This is a genomic window from Vibrio sp. 10N.286.48.B8, from assembly GCF_003050085.1.
In the GTDB taxonomy this organism is placed as follows: domain Bacteria; phylum Pseudomonadota; class Gammaproteobacteria; order Enterobacterales; family Vibrionaceae; genus Vibrio; species Vibrio crassostreae.
Genome location: NZ_PIGD01000011.1, coordinates 102,911 through 124,063 on the forward strand (window position 1 = coordinate 102,911; position 21,153 = coordinate 124,063).

15 protein-coding genes are annotated in these 21,153 nt (G+C 43.3%); 6 read left to right on the plus strand and 9 right to left on the minus strand.

The annotated features are described in order from the left end of the window. Positions 1-26: 26 nt before the first annotated feature. Positions 27-1,568, minus strand: coding sequence for a DUF3360 family protein (locus CWO08_RS14105; RefSeq protein WP_048664665.1), 1,542 nt, complete (start codon positions 1,566-1,568; stop codon positions 27-29). 792 nt (positions 1,569-2,360) lie between these two features. On the opposite strand from CWO08_RS14105, the gene CWO08_RS14110 reads away from it, so the two are divergent. The 5 genes from CWO08_RS14110 (at position 2,361) to CWO08_RS14130 (ending at position 8,603) form a co-directional block, all read left to right on the plus strand. Beyond that, positions 2,361-3,131 carry an ABC transporter ATP-binding protein gene (locus CWO08_RS14110; protein WP_004736532.1) on the plus strand — a complete coding sequence of 257 codons (771 nt, stop codon included), beginning with the start codon at positions 2,361-2,363 and terminating at the stop codon, positions 3,129-3,131. A 136-nt stretch (positions 3,132-3,267) separates the two neighbouring features. Next, positions 3,268-4,038: an ABC transporter substrate-binding protein gene (locus tag CWO08_RS14115; RefSeq protein WP_107898506.1), complete on the plus strand. Its 771-nt coding sequence runs from the start codon at positions 3,268-3,270 to the stop codon at positions 4,036-4,038. Positions 4,039-4,117: 79 nt separating this feature from the next. Next, positions 4,118-4,858 carry an ABC transporter permease gene (locus CWO08_RS14120; protein ID WP_108020652.1) on the plus strand — a complete coding sequence of 247 codons (741 nt, stop codon included), beginning with the start codon at positions 4,118-4,120 and terminating at the stop codon, positions 4,856-4,858. Positions 4,859-4,860: 2 nt separating this feature from the next. After that, the gene (locus CWO08_RS14125; RefSeq protein ID WP_048664666.1) at positions 4,861-5,538 is read left to right on the plus strand and encodes an ABC transporter permease; all 678 of its coding nucleotides are present in this window, start codon (positions 4,861-4,863) and stop codon (positions 5,536-5,538) included. Positions 5,539-5,765: 227 nt separating this feature from the next. Beyond that, a complete protein-coding gene (locus CWO08_RS14130) occupies positions 5,766-8,603 on the plus strand; it encodes an ImpA family metalloprotease (protein ID WP_108020653.1) in 2,838 nt (945 codons plus the stop codon). A 37-nt stretch (positions 8,604-8,640) separates the two neighbouring features. Here the strand turns inward: CWO08_RS14130 and xthA are convergent, their stop codons facing one another. The 3 genes from xthA to emrD all read right to left on the minus strand — a co-directional run bounded on the left by xthA (position 8,641) and on the right by emrD (position 13,250). Then, positions 8,641-9,447 (minus strand): exodeoxyribonuclease III, encoded by an 807-nt coding sequence (xthA, locus tag CWO08_RS14135; RefSeq protein WP_019824400.1) that lies wholly within the window; start codon positions 9,445-9,447, stop codon positions 8,641-8,643. 170 nt (positions 9,448-9,617) lie between these two features. Next, the gene (locus tag CWO08_RS14140; protein ID WP_181360053.1) at positions 9,618-11,708 is read right to left on the minus strand and encodes a S9 family peptidase; all 2,091 of its coding nucleotides are present in this window, start codon (positions 11,706-11,708) and stop codon (positions 9,618-9,620) included. A 336-nt stretch (positions 11,709-12,044) separates the two neighbouring features. Then, entirely contained in the window at positions 12,045-13,250 is a 1,206-nt protein-coding gene (gene emrD / locus CWO08_RS14145) for a multidrug efflux MFS transporter EmrD (RefSeq protein WP_048659687.1), read from the minus strand. A 498-nt stretch (positions 13,251-13,748) separates the two neighbouring features. Here emrD and CWO08_RS14150 point away from each other — a divergent pair, with 498 nt between their 5' ends. After that, positions 13,749-15,866: a methyl-accepting chemotaxis protein gene (locus tag CWO08_RS14150; protein WP_108020655.1), complete on the plus strand. Its 2,118-nt coding sequence runs from the start codon at positions 13,749-13,751 to the stop codon at positions 15,864-15,866. Positions 15,867-15,979: 113 nt separating this feature from the next. On the opposite strand, the gene CWO08_RS14155 is transcribed toward CWO08_RS14150, so the two are convergent. The 5 genes from CWO08_RS14155 to dinG all read right to left on the minus strand — a co-directional run bounded on the left by CWO08_RS14155 (position 15,980) and on the right by dinG (position 20,869). Beyond that, on the minus strand, positions 15,980-17,113 hold the full coding sequence (locus CWO08_RS14155; RefSeq protein ID WP_108020656.1) for a cupin domain-containing protein: 1,134 nt from the start codon (positions 17,111-17,113) through the stop codon (positions 15,980-15,982). A 42-nt stretch (positions 17,114-17,155) separates the two neighbouring features. Next, complete coding sequence (rsmS, locus tag CWO08_RS14160; RefSeq protein WP_017111064.1) at positions 17,156-17,326, minus strand: pleiotropic regulatory protein RsmS; 171 nt, start codon at positions 17,324-17,326, stop codon at positions 17,156-17,158. Continuing rightward, positions 17,316-17,864, minus strand: a complete 549-nt coding sequence (locus CWO08_RS14165) for a primosomal replication protein (RefSeq protein WP_108020657.1) — start codon at positions 17,862-17,864, stop codon at positions 17,316-17,318. The genes rsmS and CWO08_RS14165 overlap by 11 nt, the downstream gene beginning before the upstream one ends. A 22-nt stretch (positions 17,865-17,886) precedes the next feature. Next, entirely contained in the window at positions 17,887-18,666 is a 780-nt protein-coding gene (locus tag CWO08_RS14170) for a TSUP family transporter (RefSeq protein WP_048659683.1), read from the minus strand. 127 nt (positions 18,667-18,793) lie between these two features. Next, positions 18,794-20,869: an ATP-dependent DNA helicase DinG gene (gene dinG / locus CWO08_RS14175; protein ID WP_055319748.1), complete on the minus strand. Its 2,076-nt coding sequence runs from the start codon at positions 20,867-20,869 to the stop codon at positions 18,794-18,796. Positions 20,870-21,153 lie beyond the last annotated feature (284 nt).

Here is a 21,153-nt window from a genome sequence, read left to right on the forward strand (position 1 = left end):
TTACTACTTTTGTGTAGTAAGGACCATTATAGCCAAGCTTTTAGACCATATTGGCTTTCTAGCATACCAACTGCAAGCATTGCTACTAGACAGATAACTAAAACACCAACTGGGATAACAATCTTGTCTACAAATGATAGACGCTTCGCACGCTCTTTATCACCAATTAGGCCGTTGTTATCAAGAAGCATAGTCAGTGCCCACGCTAGTACTGGGTTAACAACCGCAGAACCGAAGATACAGATACCAGCCGCTTGAGAATCTTTTGAATCCTTAACCATTTGCATACCCGCTTCAAGTAGAGGTAGAGATACACCTACAAGTAGCGCGACACGCATCACTGGTGGCCATACCGCAACGTCCATTGGGAAGCCAAGAATCGCTACAATAATACATAGAGAACCAAGCAAGATTGCGCCGCCAGGAATTGGACGTTTCGCGATAGCTGCTGGGATCATGTAAGTACCCCAAGAAGATGTGATGTTACCACCACCAACCGCAGTACCCACCATTTGACGAACTGAACACATAGTCATTGTGTCATCTACATCCATAAGTACTTTTTCAGACTTTTTAGGGTAGTTCAGTTCTTGGAAGATACGGTGACCTAGGAAGTCAGGTGACCACATCGCTACTGCAAGAATTGCGAATGGTAGAGAAGCGATGAAGTGTTCAACGTTTGGCAAGCCAAGCATCCAACCTTCAGAAGTAGAACCCCACCAGTAAACTGGGTTTAGGTTTGGAATACCCATTTCAGTTTCGAACACGATATCGAAACCTGCACCTAGTGCTAATGCAATAGCAAGGCCTGTGAATGCACACACTGGGATAGCCAACCAACGCTTGTTTACTTTTGCTAAGAAAGCGTAGATAGCAATAGTAATAGCAAGAACAATTAAACCAACGTAACCCATACTGCCCGCTTCAACAGTAGAAGATTGAAGACCAACCGCCCATGTTTGAATTGAGTTAATTTGGCTCATGGTGCCCGTTAGGCCTAAGAAAATGAGCAAGCCACCAGCGGTACCTTCCGAAGTTAGGTTAACCAGCTTGGAGCCGCCTTTTAGGAAACTTAGGATTAGACCGAAAACACCAATAAGAATTGCCAATGCAAGAGGGTGAGCACCAGCTAAAGCAATGGTACCAATAAGAGGAATCATTGGGCCGTGGTTACCGGCAAGGTTTGCTTTAGGGTTAAAGAAACCAGAAGCAAGGATACAAAACAGCAGTGCAGGGATAAGCATTTCTACACGAGCGACTTCAATCGCAAACTCTTTACCCAAGTTTACGTGATCCCAAGCTTGAGTTAGGCCATCAGCCCAAGACATCATTACTGCTGAGTACATCGCGATGATACCAATGGTACCAGCAAGTGCAGGAACAAGGTCTTCAAGTTCAAAGCGGAAGTCACGACCAGGAAGGTTTAAACCGAAGCGGCGAGGCTTCATGATTTGAAGCTCATGATCTAGATAATCTGAGCGGCTCTCAAATTCAGAAGCAGGGCGGTGTAGCTCTTTATAGCTTTTCTCTTCTACTTCAGAGTTCGCATTGTTCACAACGTCTGACATAGATTCCTCATATTTTTATGTTAGTAATTCTAAAATTGAATTCTATAAGTTCGCGTAATTGCGTTATTTCTTAGTTATAACTCATTAACATTATGTTGCACGGTCTTGATGTGCTTTATGCAGCTAAGTTAAAAGAAATGTTTGGCATTTTTAATGCCTTATTCTTTGCTGAGGAGTCTAACAAGCTTACCCTTTAGGGTGATTGATCTTGATCACTTTATGAGTGTATGTGAAAGAAAGCTACAAAACGCAGCGATTCATTAACTTTCCATTGATGAATCGTGTAATTAGTTTTCACAAATTGACGTTTTCTTATCTTCTCCGAGCCTTTACCGCTATGGAATTGGCTGAATGCTTTATGTTTACTGAGTTATCTCACTATTACTCGCTTGCCCCACGCTCTGAGTAAAATACTTACAATGTAATAACCTTAAAATAATTGTGAATTATGGTGAGGATGGTGTGCTGAATGTTCGCGCTATATTTTGTGGGTCGCGATGTTTCTAAGTTCACAAAACCTGTTTTTCTTGTGAGACATCAAGCTACGAGAATCTCATTTTGGTTAACTTTATTTAAACAATGTAAGGGGTGTAATTACAGCTTATTGATAGAACTCATTCATTAAATTGAGGCGAAAACGCTACCTTTTGCATAATAAGTCAGAGTGAATCGCTATTTATTCCAATTTATTAGGTTAATAATTTGTTGCATGTTTTTTCGTGTGGTGCTAGTTTGTATCGCATGAAAAGGTCGGAGTACCTTGCATTTTCACAAACTTGGGAGAGAAAGCGCATGAAAGATGTACCAGCGCTGGACATAAAGGATCTACACAAAACGTTTGGTCAAAATGAAGTTTTAAAAGGAATTTCACTTTCTGCGCATAAAGGCGATGTTGTATCGATTATCGGATCTTCAGGGTCCGGTAAAAGTACTTTTCTTAGATGTATCAACCTTTTAGAGACACCAACCGCAGGCGAGATTTGGGTTAATGGCGAATTAATTCAAATGAAAAACAACCGCCAAGGTGTATCTGTTCCTGCTAATGAAAAACAAGTACAGCGAATCCGTTCTCGCTTAGCGATGGTTTTTCAAGGCTTCAATCTTTGGTCTCACCTGACCGTTCTCGAAAATGTTATCGAAGCGCCTGTTCACGTCTTAGGTGTGCCTAAAGCTCAAGCGATTGAAAATGCAGAACTACTACTTAAAAAAGTAGGCCTGTATGAGCGTAAAGATTACTACCCAGGTCATTTATCAGGTGGACAGCAACAACGTGCGGCAATTGCTCGAGCGTTAGCGGTTGATCCTGAGGTGATGCTGTTTGATGAACCAACATCGGCACTTGACCCTGAGTTAGTTGGGGAAGTACTTGGTGTAATGCGTGATCTAGCAGAAGAAGGAAGAACCATGCTTGTGGTAACACATGAAATGGCTTTTGCTCGTGACGTATCCAACCATGTGATGTTCCTGCATCAAGGCTTAGTGGAAGAACAGGGCGATCCAGCTAAACTGTTTACTGAGCCTGAATCTGAGCGATTACAACAATTTATCTCATCGATTTACTAATCAGAATTGAAATGCTGTTGTTAAGGTAAATGGCGACAGTGTTAACAATGAAACACAACAAGTAAGTTAATAAGTAACAACAAACACAATATTAAAATTAGCAAAACATAAAAACCTAAATCACAGGAGTAGGGATATGAAAAAGTGGTTATTAGTCGCGGCACTTGCTGCAACTGCTGCAACGGGCGTAGCTCAAGCAAAAGAATGGAAAACAGTACGTTTCGGTATTGAAGGTGCTTACCCTCCATTTAGCTGGACAGAAGCTGACGGTTCACTAAAAGGCTTCGATGTCGATATGGCTAACGCACTTTGTACTGAAATGCAGGTGAAGTGTAAGATCGTTGCACAAGACTGGGATGGCATTATCCCTTCTCTACTTGCTCGTAAATATGATGCGATCATCGCGGCAATGTCTATCACGGAAGAGCGTAAGAAAAAGATCGATTTCACTGGCAAATACGCACTTATCCCAAACAAGTTCATCGCTAAAAAAGGTGCAGGTCTTAACTTCGATGATCTAAGCGGTCAAAAAATTGCGGTTCAACGTGCAACAACTCACGATAAATATCTAACAGACAACTACGGTGACACAGTAGAAATCGTTCGTTACGGTTCATTCGATGAAGCTTACCTTGATCTAGCTAACGGTCGTGTTGCTGCTGTACTGGGTGATGCATCTGCTCTAGAAGAAGGCGTACTAAACAAAGCTGGTGGTGAAGACTACGAGTTTGTTGGTCCATCACTAACAGATCCTAAGTGGTTCGGTGAAGGTTTTGGTATTGCTCTACGTAAGCAAGACAAAGATCTGACTAAGCAATTAGATGCTGCAATCCTTTCACTACGTGAGAAAGGCATCTACCAAGATATCGCTGCTAAATACTTCAACTACGACGTATACGGTCAGTAATTTCTAGCGTCACTTCTTAAGGGAGAGGTTCTCCTCTCCCTGTCTTACCAACTTTTTCGCAGTTCTGTTGGAATTCATTATGTTTGATTTACAAGGATATGAAGCTTCGATCCTGAAAGGGGCGGTGCTTACAATCGAAGTTGCCTTGCTGTCGCTAATTTTAGCTATGGTTCTTGGTATGCTAGGTGCCTTAGCAAAACTAGCGCCTTATCGTTGGGCTCGTGCTATTGCAACCCTCTATATAACTGTTATTCGAGGCATTCCTGATCTCGTCTTGATGATGCTGATTTTCTTTGGTGGACAAATCCTTTTAAACAACAGTTTGTATTCCATCAATGAGTGGCTCAATGAGTGGTTCACCTCAAGTGATCCTAACCACGAATGGACCTCTTACTTACCAGATTATATTGATGTCAGCCCATTCATTGCTGGTGTCTTAACCATTGGCTTCATCTTTGGCGCTTACATGGCTGAAACCTTCCGTGGTGCAATCATGGCTGTTGATAGCGGTGAAATGGAAGCCGCAAAGGCCTATGGCATGGGACCCGTTTTAGCGTTTCGTCGTATTCTATTACCGCAAATGATTCGTCACGCACTGCCGGGCTTTGGTAATAACTGGTTGGTTCTGCTTAAGACGACTGCGTTGGTTTCGATTATCGGCCTAGAAGACATGGTCCGCGTTAGCGCATTAGCGGCAGGTTCAACCAAAATGCCATTTACCTTCTACATGACGGTGGCGCTGATCTTCTTATTCTTCACCAGTGTTTCGACAGGCTTACTTAAGTTGGTTGAACGTAAATTCAGTATCCACGCGAGGTAGTTATGGACTTTTCATTGATAATTGAAAGCCTGCCGATTTACCTTGGTGGTTTATGGACAACGGCTTGGATGGTTTGTGTCGCTTTGGTCATTGGCTTATTCGTAGCCATACCGTTAGCTATCGCTCGTAACAGTCCAAATATGATGATTAATGCTCCAGCTTGGTCGTTCATCTATTTCTTCCGTGGCACACCATTATTGGTTCAGCTGTACCTGATTTACTACGGTATGGATCAGTTTTTCCCAGTGAAAGACACATTGTGGGAAAACGCATGGTTCTGTGCTTTAGTGGCATTCATTCTTAACACGTCAGCTTATACTGCAGAGATCATTCGTGGTGCGATCAACGGGTTACCGAAAGGTGAAGTGGAAGCTGCAAAAGCATACGGCATGAGTACACCGAAGACTTACCGTCGTATCATTTTACCAAGTGCTTTACGTCGCGCACTGCCAGCTTACAGTAATGAAGTCATTTTCATGCTTCACGGCTCTGCGGTAGCAGGTATCGTAACCATTATGGATCTAACGGGTGCAGCTCGTTTGGTTAACTCACGTTATTACGCTCCATTTGAATCTTTCCTAACGGCAGGTCTGTTTTACATGGCGCTCACGTTTATCATCATCGCGATTTTCAAATTCGCAGAGAAACGTTTCCTTGCTTACCTAAGGCCTCTTAGTTAATCGCACCCTGTACAAATCATATTAATAAAACGGCGCTTCTATAGCGCCGTTTTTTGTATCGAAAAGGTAACACAGTCATGGTTTGGGCAGAGACTCGTCAATACGAACTGTAGATTTTTAAAAACAGTTAACTTGCTTCAAATTGCGTTCACGCATTCATAAGAATAATTGCTTTAGACTTAACTATAGATAGACTCGGAAAAATTTTGTTCTTGTACGGAATGATGATGAAAAAGAGTAACTTACTAGCGAACTTGGTTCTTTGTGTTATCACGTTATCACTTTTAGGATGCGGAGGTGGTAGTGGTGGTGAAAGTGCCCAAACTGGTTCTGGAGGTTCTGGAGGTTCTGGAGGTTCTGGAGGTTCTGGAGGAGGAGGTAATGACGGTGATGGAAGCGGTGAGCCAGATATAAACCCAATTCCGCAAACCGCTGTTCAAAAAGCCTTGTCGACTGGTAATGCTTCTTATGTTGTTAATTCCTTGGAGTTTATTGAGGCAAGCCAAGCATTAGTTGCTCAATACAACGAGGACTACAATCATATTAAGCAAGCTTTATCCCAAAACTCTGAAGGGGAACCTCTACGTAATCTTCATTGGGATCCAACACATGACACGGCAATTATCTTACCTACCTATGGCTTTAACGATGTCATCTTAAAAACCAATAAAGCGATGCAAGATGGCTATGCCAACCAAGAGCTTGTCATTGGTATTGCGGGTTATACGTCAGACGACAACCGCTATGCAGCATTAGCAAGTAACCCGTTTCGAACTAAGCAGCGCTTTCCTGATTCTGTCAACGAAGAGATGGATACTTGGTTGAAGAACTTAGTTAGGTGGACTTCTAGTACTGACTCGCCACAAAATGTTGTGTTAGCTCAGCTTGATCAGTCTCATTATTTTCCTGATGATCAAGCAACACGAAACTGGTTAACCGACAATGTTAATGCTTCTATGGTTATCAACGCTGACAATACTTGTGATGGTAGTAAATTAAGTCAATGTATTGAAGCCAATAACCCTGACTTGCTAGTTTTGTCTCAAAAGTTAAATGATGGTGATGACATTGAAGATGTGATTTCAGGGTTACGTTTGGCGTTCAGCAAAAATATTCCAGTGTTATATCTACATCTTGATGGCGGTCTGACGGACTTAGGTAATGCCTTGTTTGCTGAAATGCACATGACCTACGTTGGTGATAACTATTGGCGCAAGCTTGGCCTGTCTAATTGGGATTCTACACAGCTCATTAATCAGGTGCCGGATAACATTGTTCAACAACAAGCGCTTTTACAGAGACTGAAAGATGATAGTTTTACCGTTGACTTGACTACCTGCGATGACAAATCTTGCCCTGATGAATCCAATATGGATGAAGAGTTCTATACTGCAGCAAACAGTATTCGTTCGCACTTAACATCACTTGATAGTAACAAAGTTGACCTATTTTCAACCGATGATTACGAATATGAAAAGTTGTTACTGTTACTTGCGGATCGCTATCGCCAAGACGTTCAGTACCCAATGGGTAAGGGCGTGACAGAGAGAATTGATTTTCTTCGCTCTTATTACAGTGATTACGCGACCTACAACAGTCGCGTGTATAACGCGGCGCAACCAAGTCTAGGCAATTTCAGTACCAAGAGTTTTGAAAACGTACCGCTCGTCACCAAAACAATTGCCTTTGAGTCCAAGAGACACTTTCGATCAGCTGGAGTGTACGCATTGCCAGGTGAGACGATTAAGGTGACTCGCTTAGACAGTAACGAAGTGGCTACGTCTATTGCATTTAATACATTGCGTAGTGGCGCGACACACGAGTTTTCAGGCAATGACGGTTACGCTCGGCCGAAATTTTTAACCTCGGTAACTTATCCAGTGAAACCAGGCGAGACGATTTATCTCACTTCAGCCTATGGTGGAACATTACAGGTTCATTTTGATACCAATGATATCGATGTGGAGTTGTGTTTTGAAAATGTTGCTCAACACCCGGTTTGGCGAAGTGAGGCGGACAACGATAGTTTTGTGGCACAACTTGAAGAAGGAAAGTTTGACTGGGCAGAACTGGTAACACCTGGATTTGAAGTCCACTCTAAACTAGACAAAATGAAAGAGTCTATCAGTGCTGCTGATTGGGCTCAGCCTCATGATATGGCTCTTGCCACAGAGCGTTATGTACATAACTTTCCTCATGCACTTGCAGGCTTTAAAGGGCCGGGTATTGATGAAATTGCTGAAATACACCAATACGGGGAAGACAAGGGCTGGGAAATTGCAACCATTGACATTGTAAAGCATATGAATGCAGACCAAGCTAACTGTGGCTATGGTTGTTCAGGAAACCCGTATGATGCCTATTGGTCGTTTCATCCATTAGGGCATGGTGATCTTCACGAGTTAGGGCATGGTTTAGAGCGTGGTCGATTTAGGTTTAGCGGCTGGGATGGGCACTCTACAACGAACTACTATTCGTATTTTAGTAAATCAAAATATTATAAAGACACCGGAAAAGTATCGTCTTGCCAAGGCTTAGATTTTAAAGGGCAGTATGAACTTTTGCAGCAGAGCCGAGCTCAATCTGACCCAAATGCTTTTATGGCAGCTCAGAATCAAACCGGTTGGAGCTGGGGAGCGAGAGTCTTCATTCAAATGATGATGTTAACTGAGCAGCAAGGTGTATTGAGTTCTGGTTGGCATTTGCTAGGGCGTTTACACTTGATTGAGCGTGAGTTTAATCGTTTAAAGTCGAGTGACGAGTTGTGGGTTGCAAATAGGCAAACCATTGGCTTTGACAGCTATTCAAGAGAGGAAGCAAATCAGATCACGAACGACGATTGGCTGTTGGTTGCGCTGAGTTATGTCAATGAGCGGGATATGCGGAATTATCTAGATATGTGGGGCTTTAGTTTTACGGATAAAGCAAAACAACAAGTAGTGACACTGAATTTGCCACCAATGCCACTAACGTACTTCGCGAGCTCAAACCAAGGTTATTGTGTCGATGAGTTTGCCACAGCACCTATTAGTATCGACGGGACAACCCCTTGGCCAATCAACTAATCTAAAAAGTAAATAGGGAGCATGAGCTCCCTATTTTCTACTTAAACGTCGACCAAATTGGTGCGTGGTCAGATGGCTTTTCAATGCCACGTAGTTCGTAGTCGATGCCTGCTTCAGTACACTTATCAGCAAGTTTCTGAGTTGCTAGGACTACATCAATACGTAGGCCGCGGTTGTCTACGAAACCTTTTGAACGGTAATCAAACCACGAGTATTGATCATTCACTTCAGGGTGCAGTAGACGGAAGCTATCCACAAAACCCCAATCCATTAGAGTTTTTAGCCATTCGCGTTCTTCAGGTTGGAAAGAGCACTTACCGGTTTTCAACCAACGTTTCGCATTAGGTTCACCAATGCCGATGTCTGCGTCGATAGGGCTGATATTAATGTCGCCCATCACGATCACTTGTTCATCTTTGTTGTGGTGATCGTTTAGGTAAGTCATCAAGTCTTTGTAGAACTCGCGCTTGTACGGGTATTTGGTTTCATGCTTGATGTTATCCCCTTGAGGGAAGTAACCATTTAGTACGGTAACCTTTTCACCGTTTTCATCTTCAAACGTCGCCATGATCATACGCTTTTGATGGTCTTCATTGTCGGTTGGAAAACCTTTCTGAACTGAGATTGGCTCTTGCTTACACAGCATAGCCACACCGTAATGCGCTTTTTGGCCGTGAAAGTAAACCTTGTAGCCCATTGCTTCAACATCAGCAATAGGGAAGGCTTCATCGTGTACTTTTATCTCTTGCAGACCAATTACGTCCGGTTGGTGTTTGTCGATAACAGCTTGCAGTTGATGAAGGCGGGCTCTCAGGCCGTTGATGTTGAAGCTAATTACTTTCATTTGTTTTTATACCTCTCGTAAACCTTTGTCACTGCGAGTTTTCAAAGATTTTTTGATTTGGTGGATTTCATGGTTCATCGTATTTAACCATGCTTAATAATTTCTGTCGCCATTTTGTCGAGACTAAATGGCGACGTTAAATTGTGTGAATACCTACAGTTACGCTGAGTCTACTGAGTTTTTAATAAGTCTAAAAAGAAGGCGTATTCAAGAGCATCTTCTTTTAATCGCTTAAATCGACCAGAAGCGCCACCGTGGCCGGCTTCCATATCGGTTTTGAACACCAGTACATTGTTGTCTGTTTTCATTTCACGCAGTTTCGCCACCCACTTCATTGGCTCAAAGTATTGTACTTGTGAATCATGCAGGCCTGTTGTCACCAACATGTTCGGATAGTTTTGTACCTTAATGTTGTCGTACGGTGAGTAACTTAGCATGTAGTCATAGTAGGTTTTATTGTTAGGGTTGCCCCATTCGTCGTATTCGTTAGTCGTAAGAGGGATCGACTCATCAAGCATGGTTGTTACCACATCGACAAACGGAACATGTGCTCCAATGCCTCTATATAATTCAGGAGCTTGGTTGATGATCGCTCCCATAAGTAGACCGCCTGCCGAACCGCCTACCGCAAATACTTTATCTTTAGCGCCATAACCTTCTTCAACTAGGCCCTTAGTTACATCGACAAAGTCATTAAATGTGTTTTGTTTGGTCAGCTTTTTGCCGTCTTCATACCAAGGGCGCCCTAGCATTTCTGAACCGCGGATGTGAGCGATCGCAAAAACGAAGCCTCTATCAAGCAGGCTGAGACGAGTCGAGCTGAAGGTCGGTTCAATGGTTGAACCGTAAGATCCGTAGCCGTATTGGTAAATTGGGTTAGTGCCGTCTTTTTTGAATAAGTCTTTGCGATAGACCAAAGAGACAGGTACTTGCTTACCATCGCGAGCCGTTACCATGATTCGCTCTGATTGATAGTTATCCGCTTTGAAATCACCTAATACGGGTGTTTGCTTCTTGATTTCAGACTCACCTGTACTTAGGTCGAAATCATAGTAAGTTCCAGGCGTAGTCAAGCTGCTGTAATAGATTCGAACTTTTGAGTTATCTAACTCATAGTTACTCGTTAAGTAAGCGGCGAAAGCGGTGTCGTTAAATTTAAGTGGGAACTCTTTACCTGTTGAGAGTTGGCGAACCGTGACTTTAGACAAGCCATCCGCACGTTGCTCGTAAACAAGATGGTCATCAAACAACTCGAAATCAACAAGCTGAGTGTTATCGTCTGCTGCAATGACATCGACCCATTTTGAGCGGTCATGCATCTCTTCGGCTGCGACTTTCATTAAACGAAAGTTGACCGCTTGGTAGTTGGTATAAATGTAATACCAATCACTCAATTTAGCGATGCTGTACTCTATGCCTGCCTCTTTTGGGTAAAAAGCTTCGGCTTTAGCCTTTGGGTTGTTGGCATCTATGACTGAAACACCACTGGTTTCTGTGCTCGAGTGCCAAATGTAGACCTGTTCACCATCTTTGCTTTTACTCAAAGAGGTGTAGTAAGCGCTGTCGGTTTCTTCGTAGATTAACTCATCGCTTGTTTGAGGTGTGCCTAATACATGGCGGTAGACTTGGTAACCCAGCAGCGTTTGTGGATCTTTCTTGATGTAGTAGAAGGCTTGGTTATCGTTTTGCCACGCGATAGCACTCGAAGCACCTTCAATTTCATCTTTTAGGTATTCACCAGTGGTGAGGTCTTTGATCTTGATGGTGTAAATGCGGCGGCTCAGCGTATCTTCGCCATAGGCCAACAAGTTTTCGTCTGGGCTGATCGTTAAGCCACCAATACTGAAGAATTCATGTTCTTTTGCTAGTTCGTTAACGTCTAAGATGACTTGCTTGTCTGTGCCTAAAAAGTCTTTTTCACGCAAGTGAACTGGGTATTCGTTGTCACCTGTAACTTTATTCGAGTAGTAGTAGCTGCCTTTGCGCACCGGTACCGAATAGTCGTCTTTCGCGATTCGACCTTTTATCTCTTCAAATAACTGTTTTTGTGTTGATTCTGTATGCTTCAGCACGGTCTCTGCGTACTGGTTCTCTTGTTCAAGATGTTGCAAGATCTCTGGATCTTGGCGTTCATCATCACGCATCCAGTAGTAATTATCGATTCGAGTATCACCATGAATCGTCATTGCATGAGGGACTTTCTTAGCAACAGGAGCTTGTGTCTGCTGAGCGACGAGTTGCGATGGAGAGTAGTGTTTCATGGTTGTTATTCCTTGATTGCTGCATCCGGCGACAAACGCGGCCGATACGGCTAATGTGGTTAAAGCGAAACGCATCTGTAGATCCTTAGTGTGCACCTTACTCGTTTTAATGCCAGCATCCTTTAGTCAATGGTTAGTTTTCTTCCAGTGATGTTATTTATAATTGGATTCTGGATATGCACTTTCAACGTAAGTGTCTGTTATTGTTTTCAAAAAATCAAAGTAATGTTAAATGAAATTTAGGCAGGCGTGAGGTGAGGGAAAACGGGCAACAAAAAAGGGACACACTTATCAGTATGTCCCTTTTCTTCGTTTGGGCTGGATTCGAGCTTTACTTTAGATAGCCAATGGCATTTCGTTTGAGTGGTCAGGCTTGCGATTGACCCAACGTAAACCAAGCATCACGATAAATGACATAGCAATCATCAGGCAACCGAGCGGCAGTTGATCTTGAGCTGGGAAGAACGATGCCAATAATGTTGCGATACCTGCACCTAGGTTCTGCATACCCCCTAAGATCGCGCCTCCTGTACCTGCGTGGTATGGGAATGGCGAAAGTGCTCCCGTTGTTGCTGCTGGGAATAAGATACCAGCGCCCAAGAAGTAAATGGTTGCACCGCCAATCAAAGTTAATGCTGTTGTTTGACCAAACAGACCCGGTATCAGCACCACGGCTGAACCGACTAAGATCGACACTAGGCCAACATTCAGTGCGCGACGCTCAGAGCGACGTTGTGCGATGTAACTCGATAGACCAGCACCCACTAAGTAACCCGGAATAGGCAAAACAAACAACAAGCTGACTGTGGTTGCAGGTAAACCCAGTACGCCACCAAGTAATACACCAGCCGCGGCTTCAAATACTGCGACCCCCGCGAATGTTGCTACTAGAACTAGTAGGAAACCTTGGAAGCGTTTGTCAGACAGAACGAATTTGTAGCTGTTTACAACAGACTCATTTTTGCGTCGTTCTTTTGGCAGAGTTTCCATCATGCTCGTCATCATGGTGATCACAACCGCGATACCAAACAGCGCGAGGAACAAGTAGCTAGAACGCCAACCGAAAGCTTCTGTTAAGTAACCGCCCAAAACAGGAGCCATCAATGGTGAGAAAATCACACACATGCTGATTAAGCTATTTGCACGGTGCAGTTCTGCGCCTTCAAAACAGTCACGAGTCAATGTTCGAGACATCGCACCGCCACAACCAATGCCTAAGCCTTGGATAAAGCTACCCGCTAGGAACCATTGATACTCATGAGCGAATAAGGCTACCAAAGTACCTATGATGTAGATGATCAAACCTACCACGATGATAGGTTTACGACCTAGGCGATCAGAAAGCGGGCCGTAGACAAATTGCGACAGACCATAAGGGATCAAGTAGCACGCCATCACAGCTTGAAGTGAAGACGCAGAAACCAAGAACTCACCCGCCATATGACCGATAGAAGGCACGTACATCGTTTGAGTCATTTGACCTACGGCTGTCAGAATAGCGATTAAAAAGGTAAGTTTCGCTAATGGAAACGAGGCAGACATTTGCGTATCTCTCCAAAAATTAAAGACGTAAAAAGCCTTAGCACTCCATTAAAGAGAGCCAAAAGAATAAAGTATTCAGGGAATCTAGGCGCGAGATATTAGAGCTTGATTGCCGACTTAGCAATCAAAAAATGTGAAGTTGATCAAGATAAAAATCTATAAATTGGATTAGAAAAAGTAATCCGAAATTGCGGCGTTTTAAAGATGTAGGGAGAGTCAGCTTCCTTGAAATATCGATGCTAGGTTATACCCAAAATGTTAGAGCAATAGGCCTATTGGCAATGATTGTATGAGTAGATTATTTTGAAATCGCAGAAGCAATAGGTAAAAGGCATGGCTTGTTAACATTTATGTAAACTTTCGTTTTATATGTAAGCGATTTGTGCTGTAATTATTCGCTAAGCTATTCGTCTAACTCATTTACATTGTGTACAGCAATTTGTTGTCGGTGTGATAGTTATGGTTATGGAAGTCTTTTGGCTTAAATAAGGATATTAAATGCGCTCTCTATCGGTACAGTGGAAAATAACCCTCTTGGCAGGTTGTTGTTTAATCATTACGTCACTGTCTCTTATTGGTTTCTCGATCTACAACGCGACGAGTAATCAACAAGTCATCAAATCTCAAAGCTCAGAATCAGTTATCAATAAAACTCAGCAGTTGCTGGCGTCTGTTTCTCAGCTCAATGCTCAAGAAACTCAACGTTACGTCGACGAAGCTATTTATCGTGCTGAGATGCTAGCGGCGAATGCTCAGTTTCTAAAGAACAATGCCGATGAAAACTTTACCCCAAGTGAAGAACTTCGTACTGCGTTGGATGAAATGGTGCGTCGTTCAGTTTTAAACTTTGATTCGATCCAAGGGGCGTATTTAGTCTTTAAACCAGACTTGCTCGATAGTGAAGACGCGAACTATGTGGATGCCGATTATGTCGGTTCTAACGAAAAAGGCCGTTTTGCACCTTATTGGAAGGTGGCAGACAACGGTGAGAATGTTCTGCCGAACGTGCTTTCAGAATCGATTTTGAGTGATGATAGCAACAGTGAGCGTTTCTACTGTCCTTTGTCATCAGGGCAAACATGTATCAGTACGCCAAGAGTCGTAAATAGCGGGGGTAAAACCTTACTTACTTCTTCAATCTCAGTGCCAATCTTAGTCGATGATATGGCGATTGGTTTCTTAGGAATCGACCTAAGGTTAGATGGCTTAACCAATGTAGTGACTCAATCTGATCAAAGCTTGTTCGATGGCGCAGGTGCAGTTTACGTGGTGAGCCTAGACGGTTCTGTTATTGCTTCTGATGATTCAAGCATTGCAGTTGGTTCGAGCTTCCAAAGTAACAACACAAACAGCGACTTGATGACCGATTTTATCTTTGGTGGCGAAGTGACAACGCAATGGAGTGAGAACGGTGAGTGGTTACTCGCATTTGCTCCAGTTGTTGCGGCTAACCAAACTTGGGGCGTGTTGTTCGAGATCCCAAGAGAGAGTGTTGTCGCTGATGCAAATAAATTGGATTCCATCATTAGCACTAAGTTAAGTGAAGGCATTAAGACGGAAGTAATTGCCGGTACCGTGTTCACTTTCTTTGGTCTAGCCATTATCGCATTTGCTTCACTTTCAATTGTTAAGCCTATTCGACAAGTGGTCGAGCGACTTAATGATATCGCTTCTGGTGAAGGTGATTTGACTCAGCGTTTGGAAGTGAAATCTCAAGACGAAATTGGTCAGTTATCTAAAGGGTTTAACTTATTCTTAGATACGCTACAACACACGATCAAAGAAGTTATTCATACCACTGAACAAGTGGCGAGTACGACAAGTCAGGCTAAAGCATCGGCATCAAGCACTCGAGAGAGTAGTGAATCTCAGTTTAAAGAAGTGGACTTAGTGGCGACTGCGGCTGAGGAAATGACTCAGACTGCCGGTTTAGTGGTACAAAATGCAGAAGTGGCCGTTGATGCGGCTTGCGAAGCGAACCGTTCTGCTCAGCAAGGACAACAAGTTATCGAGCTTTCAGCCGGCGAAATGAGAAAGCTGGTGGAGCGTATGTCGAGTGCTGTGCCTATTGTTGAAGAGCTGGCGAAGAATAATGGAAACATCACAGAGATCTTAAGTGTCATTGAAGGGATCTCTGAGCAAACTAACTTACTGGCATTGAATGCGGCTATTGAAGCGGCGCGGGCGGGTGAGCAAGGTCGAGGTTTTGCTGTTGTTGCTGATGAAGTAAGAAACCTAGCAAGCCGTACACAGTCATCTGTTGGTGAGATCAGAGCGGTGATCGACAAGGTTCATGCTGGAACTCAAGATGTCGTTGAAGCGATACAAGAAGGCAATATACTTGCAAACGACACAGCACTCCACGTTCAGAAAGCAGTTGAAGATCTGGGTTCGATCTTTACTTCTATTGAGGCGATCAGTGATATGAACAGTCAGATCGTTCGAGCAGCCGAAGAGCAACAATCGGTTTCCGGTGAAGTAAATCAAAGCGTGGTTAATATTCGCGATTTGAGTGCGAAGATCTTGGAGCAAGCCGCAGCTTCTGAGCAAGTCGGTAATGAGATCGACGAACTGTCTCAACAACAACAGAAGTTGGTTAATCAGTTCAAGGTATAAGCAATTAAGCCTTAACTAATTCTTGAATAGAAAAAGGGACAAATGAAGATTTCATTTGTCCCTTTTTTATTTGTTGCTTTAGAAGATGGTCAATAACCAGCGGTTGACGCTGCTTACTCTTCGATAAACCAGTAGCCTTTGTTCACCAGTTCAGTCACGACCGTTACGCCCGAAGGAGATAGAGCAGCAGCTGAAGTAATCACGGTTTCATCGCAAAGTGTGTTGAGTAATAAAGAGTCCGCTTCATCAACCTTAACCACTTCGCCATTGATGTAAGCCGTGTTGTTTTCATTTTCGTGGTAGAGCGCCTTTAAGCCAGATACACGGTGGATTTCACCTTCAGACTCTAAATGTTGAGCAATCTCTTCTTGAGTCCATAATGGCTCAGGAGCGACGATATCAAGTTGGTGGCGTGATTGGCTTAGCAGACAACCCATGAATTCACTGATGGTTTCAGGTTGCTCTAGTGCAGATTTTAACATGTCAGTGAGATTGCTTAAATCCGATGAACGAATTTTTCCGTAGCCTTCTTGCGTTTTGAATTCTGGATCGTGCAGGTGTACGTCACCCATATCATGAGCAAGCACAAAATCGGCAAAGTTGCTGATTAGCTCTTGCTCTTTAGGGGAACGGTAGCCAATAGAGTAGCTCATCGACGGCTCTAATGTGTTCCCTTCATGTGGGAAACCTGGTGGGATATAAAGGATATCGCCCGGCTCTAAGGTTTCATCAATGATTGGCTCAAAGCCTTCTATTTGGCGTAGAGCAGACGCTTGAACGGTCTCTTTGTACTGACCAACATCTTTCGCGCCCACTTTCCATTGACGTTTACCTTGGCCTTGAATGATGAATACATCGTATTGATCAATATGAGGGCCAACACCGCCTTCAGGTGCTGAGTAGCAAATCATTAGATCGTCGAACAACCAGTTTGGTAATTGTTGGAACGCTTCAGTCAGCTGATTTGCACCTTGATGCCAATGGTTGGCTGCTTGAACGATCAATTGCCAATGTGTTTCAGTGAGTTCACCAAACTTCTCTTCAGTGAATGGACCGTGTTCGGCTGTCCATTTGTTGTCGAGGTTAGAAACAAAGCGAGAATCCACTTCTTCTTCCATCGATAAACCAGCAAGTTCTTCCGGCGAAATTGGGTCGACGAAGTTCTGGAAGCCACCTTTTAAGATGGTTGGTTTCTTATGCCAGTAATTTTCAAGAAACTCGGGCATAGAAAAGCTAAGTTGGTACATGTGAATCCTGTATATTTTTTGCTAGATGCTAGATGCTAGATGCTAGATGCTAGATGCTAGTTTGGCTTGTAAATCTTGCTGGACAATCTTAATTGCTTCTAACGCAACCTTTGGGTCGATCTCGTTGCTTTCGAGTAAGTAGATCAAGTCGACAGCTAACTTAACTTCTTCAGGTGCGTTATCCAGTGGTGATGATGTGTTATCAGTGCTCATTTCGCTTAGGGTTCTCTAAGTTAATCAATCTCTCAATGTTCTTCATTGAGTCCTCACAGCGTTCCAATCGTTCTTTTGCGAGTTGCCAAGCCTCTTCCGCTTTTTTCTTATGGTGGCGTGGCGCTGAATCAAACGCTAACTTTCGTGTTTGAACTAAATCGACGAGCCGCTTTTGCCAATCTTGGTGTTGTGCGAGTTCGTTGTATAAGTCGTTTAAGCTTTTTCCTGATTTACTTTTCCTGTCTAGGCGCAAATCGTGATTGGCTAACTCTCGTTGAATCGCTGCAATCTGGTTGGTCAGCCTTTCAGTCAGGTAATTCGCTCGTGATGAAGTGAGTTGATTGGTGCTCTGTTCACGAATAATGGTGTTATAAGTTGCCTGAGTTTCAAGGGCATAAGGAAGAAGAGTCGATGCTCCACACTTAAACAAGGCTCTATCAAACAGTGCTTGATGATAAGCGCCACGAGAGTTATCGACCTGAGAGCAATGGCCAATCAAGGTATCAATAACGCTTTTTAGCTTTGAAAACTGATTCATTTTGCTTCTCGTTTGTTGGTGGCTATAAGTTTACAAACCACGCTTCGTAAGCCAGTTTAATTGCAAGTACGCTTACAACTGTAACAAAAACCGGTCGTATAAACGTCGCACCAAAACGAATTGCAGAGTGTGCCCCTACAAACGCTCCGGCCATTAAGCAAACACCCATGGTTAAACCAAGAACCCAATCAATATGACCAAGAATTGCAAAGGTCACTAAAGAAGTGAAGTTACTGGTAAAGTTCATTGCTTTGGATAGGCCTGAAGCAAGCAAGATATTTAGGCGGTAAAGAGCCATAGAACTTACTGTCCAAAACGCGCCAGTTCCCGGGCCTGCGACGCCATCGTAAAAGCCCAGAATGAATCCTTGGTACTTTTGCTTTTTCTTCAGCACAGGACAAGGTTTCGGTGACACGTTGTGATTGGCATTCGGCGTCTTGTGAAAAATGGTATAGACCGCTGCAGCAAGAATAACTAATGGTAGTACTTTCTCTAACCACTCAGTGCTGATTGCATCAACTGTTAAAGTACCAATTGTTGCACCTATCAAGGTGGCGATGAATGCATTGATCCAACATTCTGGCTTAAATAGCTTTTTGCGATAGTAAGTAAAAGCCGCTGTCGATGAGGCAAATGTTGCAGCGAGCTTGTTCGTCCCTAGCGCGATATGTGGCGGCAGGCCAAGCGACAGTAAAGCTGGAACGGTTAACATCCCACCACCACCGGCGACGGCATCAATAAAGCCCGCTGCAAATGCAACCAGAGCGAGGATAACCAACATGGTTGGCTCAATCATTTCCATAAATAGCTAGTGTTCTCGTTATCGGCTGTTAGGGCAGCCACACGAATAATCGATGGATTAATCATGTTGGGTTGTGAATGCAGGGCCTAGCGATAACTGGCCCATAACTACCTTTCGGGTAGGAAAATTAGTATTTTATTGTTCTTTTAAAAGGCGGTAGTGAGTCGAGTAGGGATTTCCCGTATCGCTTCGTGACTATGCGTCTATCAAGGATCGTGACTTTACCAGAATCTCGTTCCTTACGCAGTAGTCTACCGACAGATTGAATAAGCTTTTTACTCGCTTCTGGAACAGTAATCTGCATAAAAGGATTACCGCCACGTGATTCAATATATTCTGAATGTGCTTGTTCTACAGGTGACGTAGGAACGCCAAAAGGAATCTTAGTAATAACTAGGTTTTCAAGAAGCTCTCCAGGTAGATCAAGACCCTCTGAAAAGCTGCCAGTTCCAAAAAGAACGCTTGTTTTACCTTGGTCTATGAGTTTTTTATGTTTTTTTAGGATTTCGGTGCGTGAAGTATCACCTTGAACCTGTAAAGCCCATGACTTTTTAACGAAATCTGTTGCCAAAGCTTCTGCAACTTTATTCATTTGCCAGTAAGAAGAGAATAGAACGAGATTGGCTTTGTTGTCTTCTATTACCTTAGGCAAAATTTCAATAAGATATTCGGTAAACTGAGGCGCTTGCGGTTCGTATTTCATAGCTGGCACGATCAGCTCTGCTTGATTCTGATAATCAAACGGTGATGCCAAAGCCAGAAACTGCACGCCATCGTCTTCTTTTTGACTGATTCCTGCTTGGTGACAGAAAAAGCTGAAGGAGTTGAGTGCTCTCATGGTCGCGGAAACAAGCACCGCACCGACACAACGGCTCCAAATCTGTTGGTCAAGCTGCCAGCCAACTTCGAGTGGTGAAACATTGACAACAAAATCGCCTTCGCTCTCTTTATTGAGTTCAAGCCAGCGCGCCAAAGGGGCTCCTTTTTCTCGTTTAGGCTCGGCCATTAAGCGCCAAACCTGCGCAAGGTTTTCTGTTCTTTGTATATAGAAGCCGATTTCAGCAAGCGCGGGCTCGGCTAATTTTGCTGAAAGTTCTCCATCTTTAACACGTTCAGCAATAAGGTCTGCAATCTTCGCAACCGCTTGGCTCGCCTTTTGTGTGAGTTGCTTGAGATCTTTAGATTCATTCTCTAGCCACTCAGGTAAGTCACCATGTTCAAAACGGTACAATCCATCTTCAAAATGGGTGGCGTCAAACTGCTTACTTAGCTGAGTCAGAGTAGGAATTAGCTGTTGTACAGAATCCTGCAATTCATTTCTAAATCGACCCACTCGCTTTTCATCCGCCAAGCCCGAAAGCTTGGTGATGGATTGATTCAAGCGCTCTAACCAAGATGCGGCACCTTTTAAGCTTGCCGCTGCAGAAGAGTGATCTCTGGCTACGTGTGGTAAGTGGTGAGCCTCATCGAATATATAGATGCTGTTTTCTGGCTCAGGCAGTATTACGCCGCCACCTAAGTCAGCATCAGCCATCACTAAACTGTGATTGGCGATAATCACGTCTGCTTTATCTAGCTCTGAGCGCGCTTTTTGGAAAGGGCAGTCTCTATGAGTAGGCATACTGTTATTACAGCTGTGCTTATCACTGACAATCATTTGCCAAATCATGTTGTCGATTGGTTTCGGCCATGAATCACGGTCACCATCCCATTTTCCTTGAGTTAAACTGCGGTACATGGTTTGTAATTGTTCGATGTCCTTTTGCTTTGGCTTGGATTCGAACATAGCCATCTGACCACCATCAACCCCACAAGCAGCGGCTAGTTTCTCGGCACAGCAATAACGCTGTCTGCCTTTGGCGAGTATAAAAGAAAACTCTCTATCAGTCAGTCTTCTATATAGAGGGAGATCTTTATTTACGAGCTGTTCTTGAAGTGCAACCGTCGCCGTTGAAATGACGATTTTTCGATTGTTGAGTACTGCAACAGGAATCGTTGCCATTAAGTAAGCCAGTGATTTGCCGATCCCTGTCCCGGCTTCTGCAACGATCATGCGATTACTTTTGTGGTATTGACCACAAAGTGTCTTCGCTATTTCTGCAACAAGGTAATTTTGAGCACGTCTAGGTACAAAGTTGTCCAACTGATCTTGGAGGTTTTGATAACTGGTGCGAATAGAATTTTGAATTTTAGTAGTTAGCATACTGTGACCTACGTAACGGAGCGAGGATAGTAGCACATATCACTAGTCGGTACATTTACGGCGAAATAGCTTGCTTTTGAATCAAATGTAGATCTTGTTCACAAAAAAAAACTGAACCATCAGGAACTTAACGATTTTATTTATGTTGCGAAATATAAATATTAAAAAAGACTGGCTTGCAGGTGTTAAATTCTGAAATTTGGCTTCATTATGAACTGTTGATGGTTTTAAGTTCTGTTTGTTACATTTTTTGGATTATTATATTTGCTGATAAAACTAAGGAT

What these genes read in the sequence shown, in the direction of transcription:
- CWO08_RS14105 (WP_048664665.1), bottom strand. Translation starts at nt 1,568, where the DNA reads ATGTCAGACGTTGTGAACAATGCGAACTCTGAAGTAGAAGAGAAAAGC.
- CWO08_RS14110 (WP_004736532.1), top strand. Translation starts at nt 2,361, where the DNA reads ATGAAAGATGTACCAGCGCTGGACATAAAGGATCTACACAAAACGTTT.
- CWO08_RS14115 (WP_107898506.1), top strand. Translation starts at nt 3,268, where the DNA reads ATGAAAAAGTGGTTATTAGTCGCGGCACTTGCTGCAACTGCTGCAACG.
- CWO08_RS14120 (WP_108020652.1), top strand. Translation starts at nt 4,118, where the DNA reads ATGTTTGATTTACAAGGATATGAAGCTTCGATCCTGAAAGGGGCGGTG.
- CWO08_RS14125 (WP_048664666.1), top strand. Translation starts at nt 4,861, where the DNA reads ATGGACTTTTCATTGATAATTGAAAGCCTGCCGATTTACCTTGGTGGT.
- CWO08_RS14130 (WP_108020653.1), top strand. Translation starts at nt 5,766, where the DNA reads ATGAAAAAGAGTAACTTACTAGCGAACTTGGTTCTTTGTGTTATCACG.
- xthA (WP_019824400.1), bottom strand. Translation starts at nt 9,447, where the DNA reads ATGAAAGTAATTAGCTTCAACATCAACGGCCTGAGAGCCCGCCTTCAT.
- CWO08_RS14140 (WP_181360053.1), bottom strand. Translation starts at nt 11,708, where the DNA reads ATGAAACACTACTCTCCATCGCAACTCGTCGCTCAGCAGACACAAGCT.
- emrD (WP_048659687.1), bottom strand. Translation starts at nt 13,250, where the DNA reads ATGTCTGCCTCGTTTCCATTAGCGAAACTTACCTTTTTAATCGCTATT.
- CWO08_RS14150 (WP_108020655.1), top strand. Translation starts at nt 13,749, where the DNA reads ATGCGCTCTCTATCGGTACAGTGGAAAATAACCCTCTTGGCAGGTTGT.
- CWO08_RS14155 (WP_108020656.1), bottom strand. Translation starts at nt 17,113, where the DNA reads ATGTACCAACTTAGCTTTTCTATGCCCGAGTTTCTTGAAAATTACTGG.
- rsmS (WP_017111064.1), bottom strand. Translation starts at nt 17,326, where the DNA reads ATGAGCACTGATAACACATCATCACCACTGGATAACGCACCTGAAGAA.
- CWO08_RS14165 (WP_108020657.1), bottom strand. Translation starts at nt 17,864, where the DNA reads ATGAATCAGTTTTCAAAGCTAAAAAGCGTTATTGATACCTTGATTGGC.
- CWO08_RS14170 (WP_048659683.1), bottom strand. Translation starts at nt 18,666, where the DNA reads ATGGAAATGATTGAGCCAACCATGTTGGTTATCCTCGCTCTGGTTGCA.
- dinG (WP_055319748.1), bottom strand. Translation starts at nt 20,869, where the DNA reads ATGCTAACTACTAAAATTCAAAATTCTATTCGCACCAGTTATCAAAAC.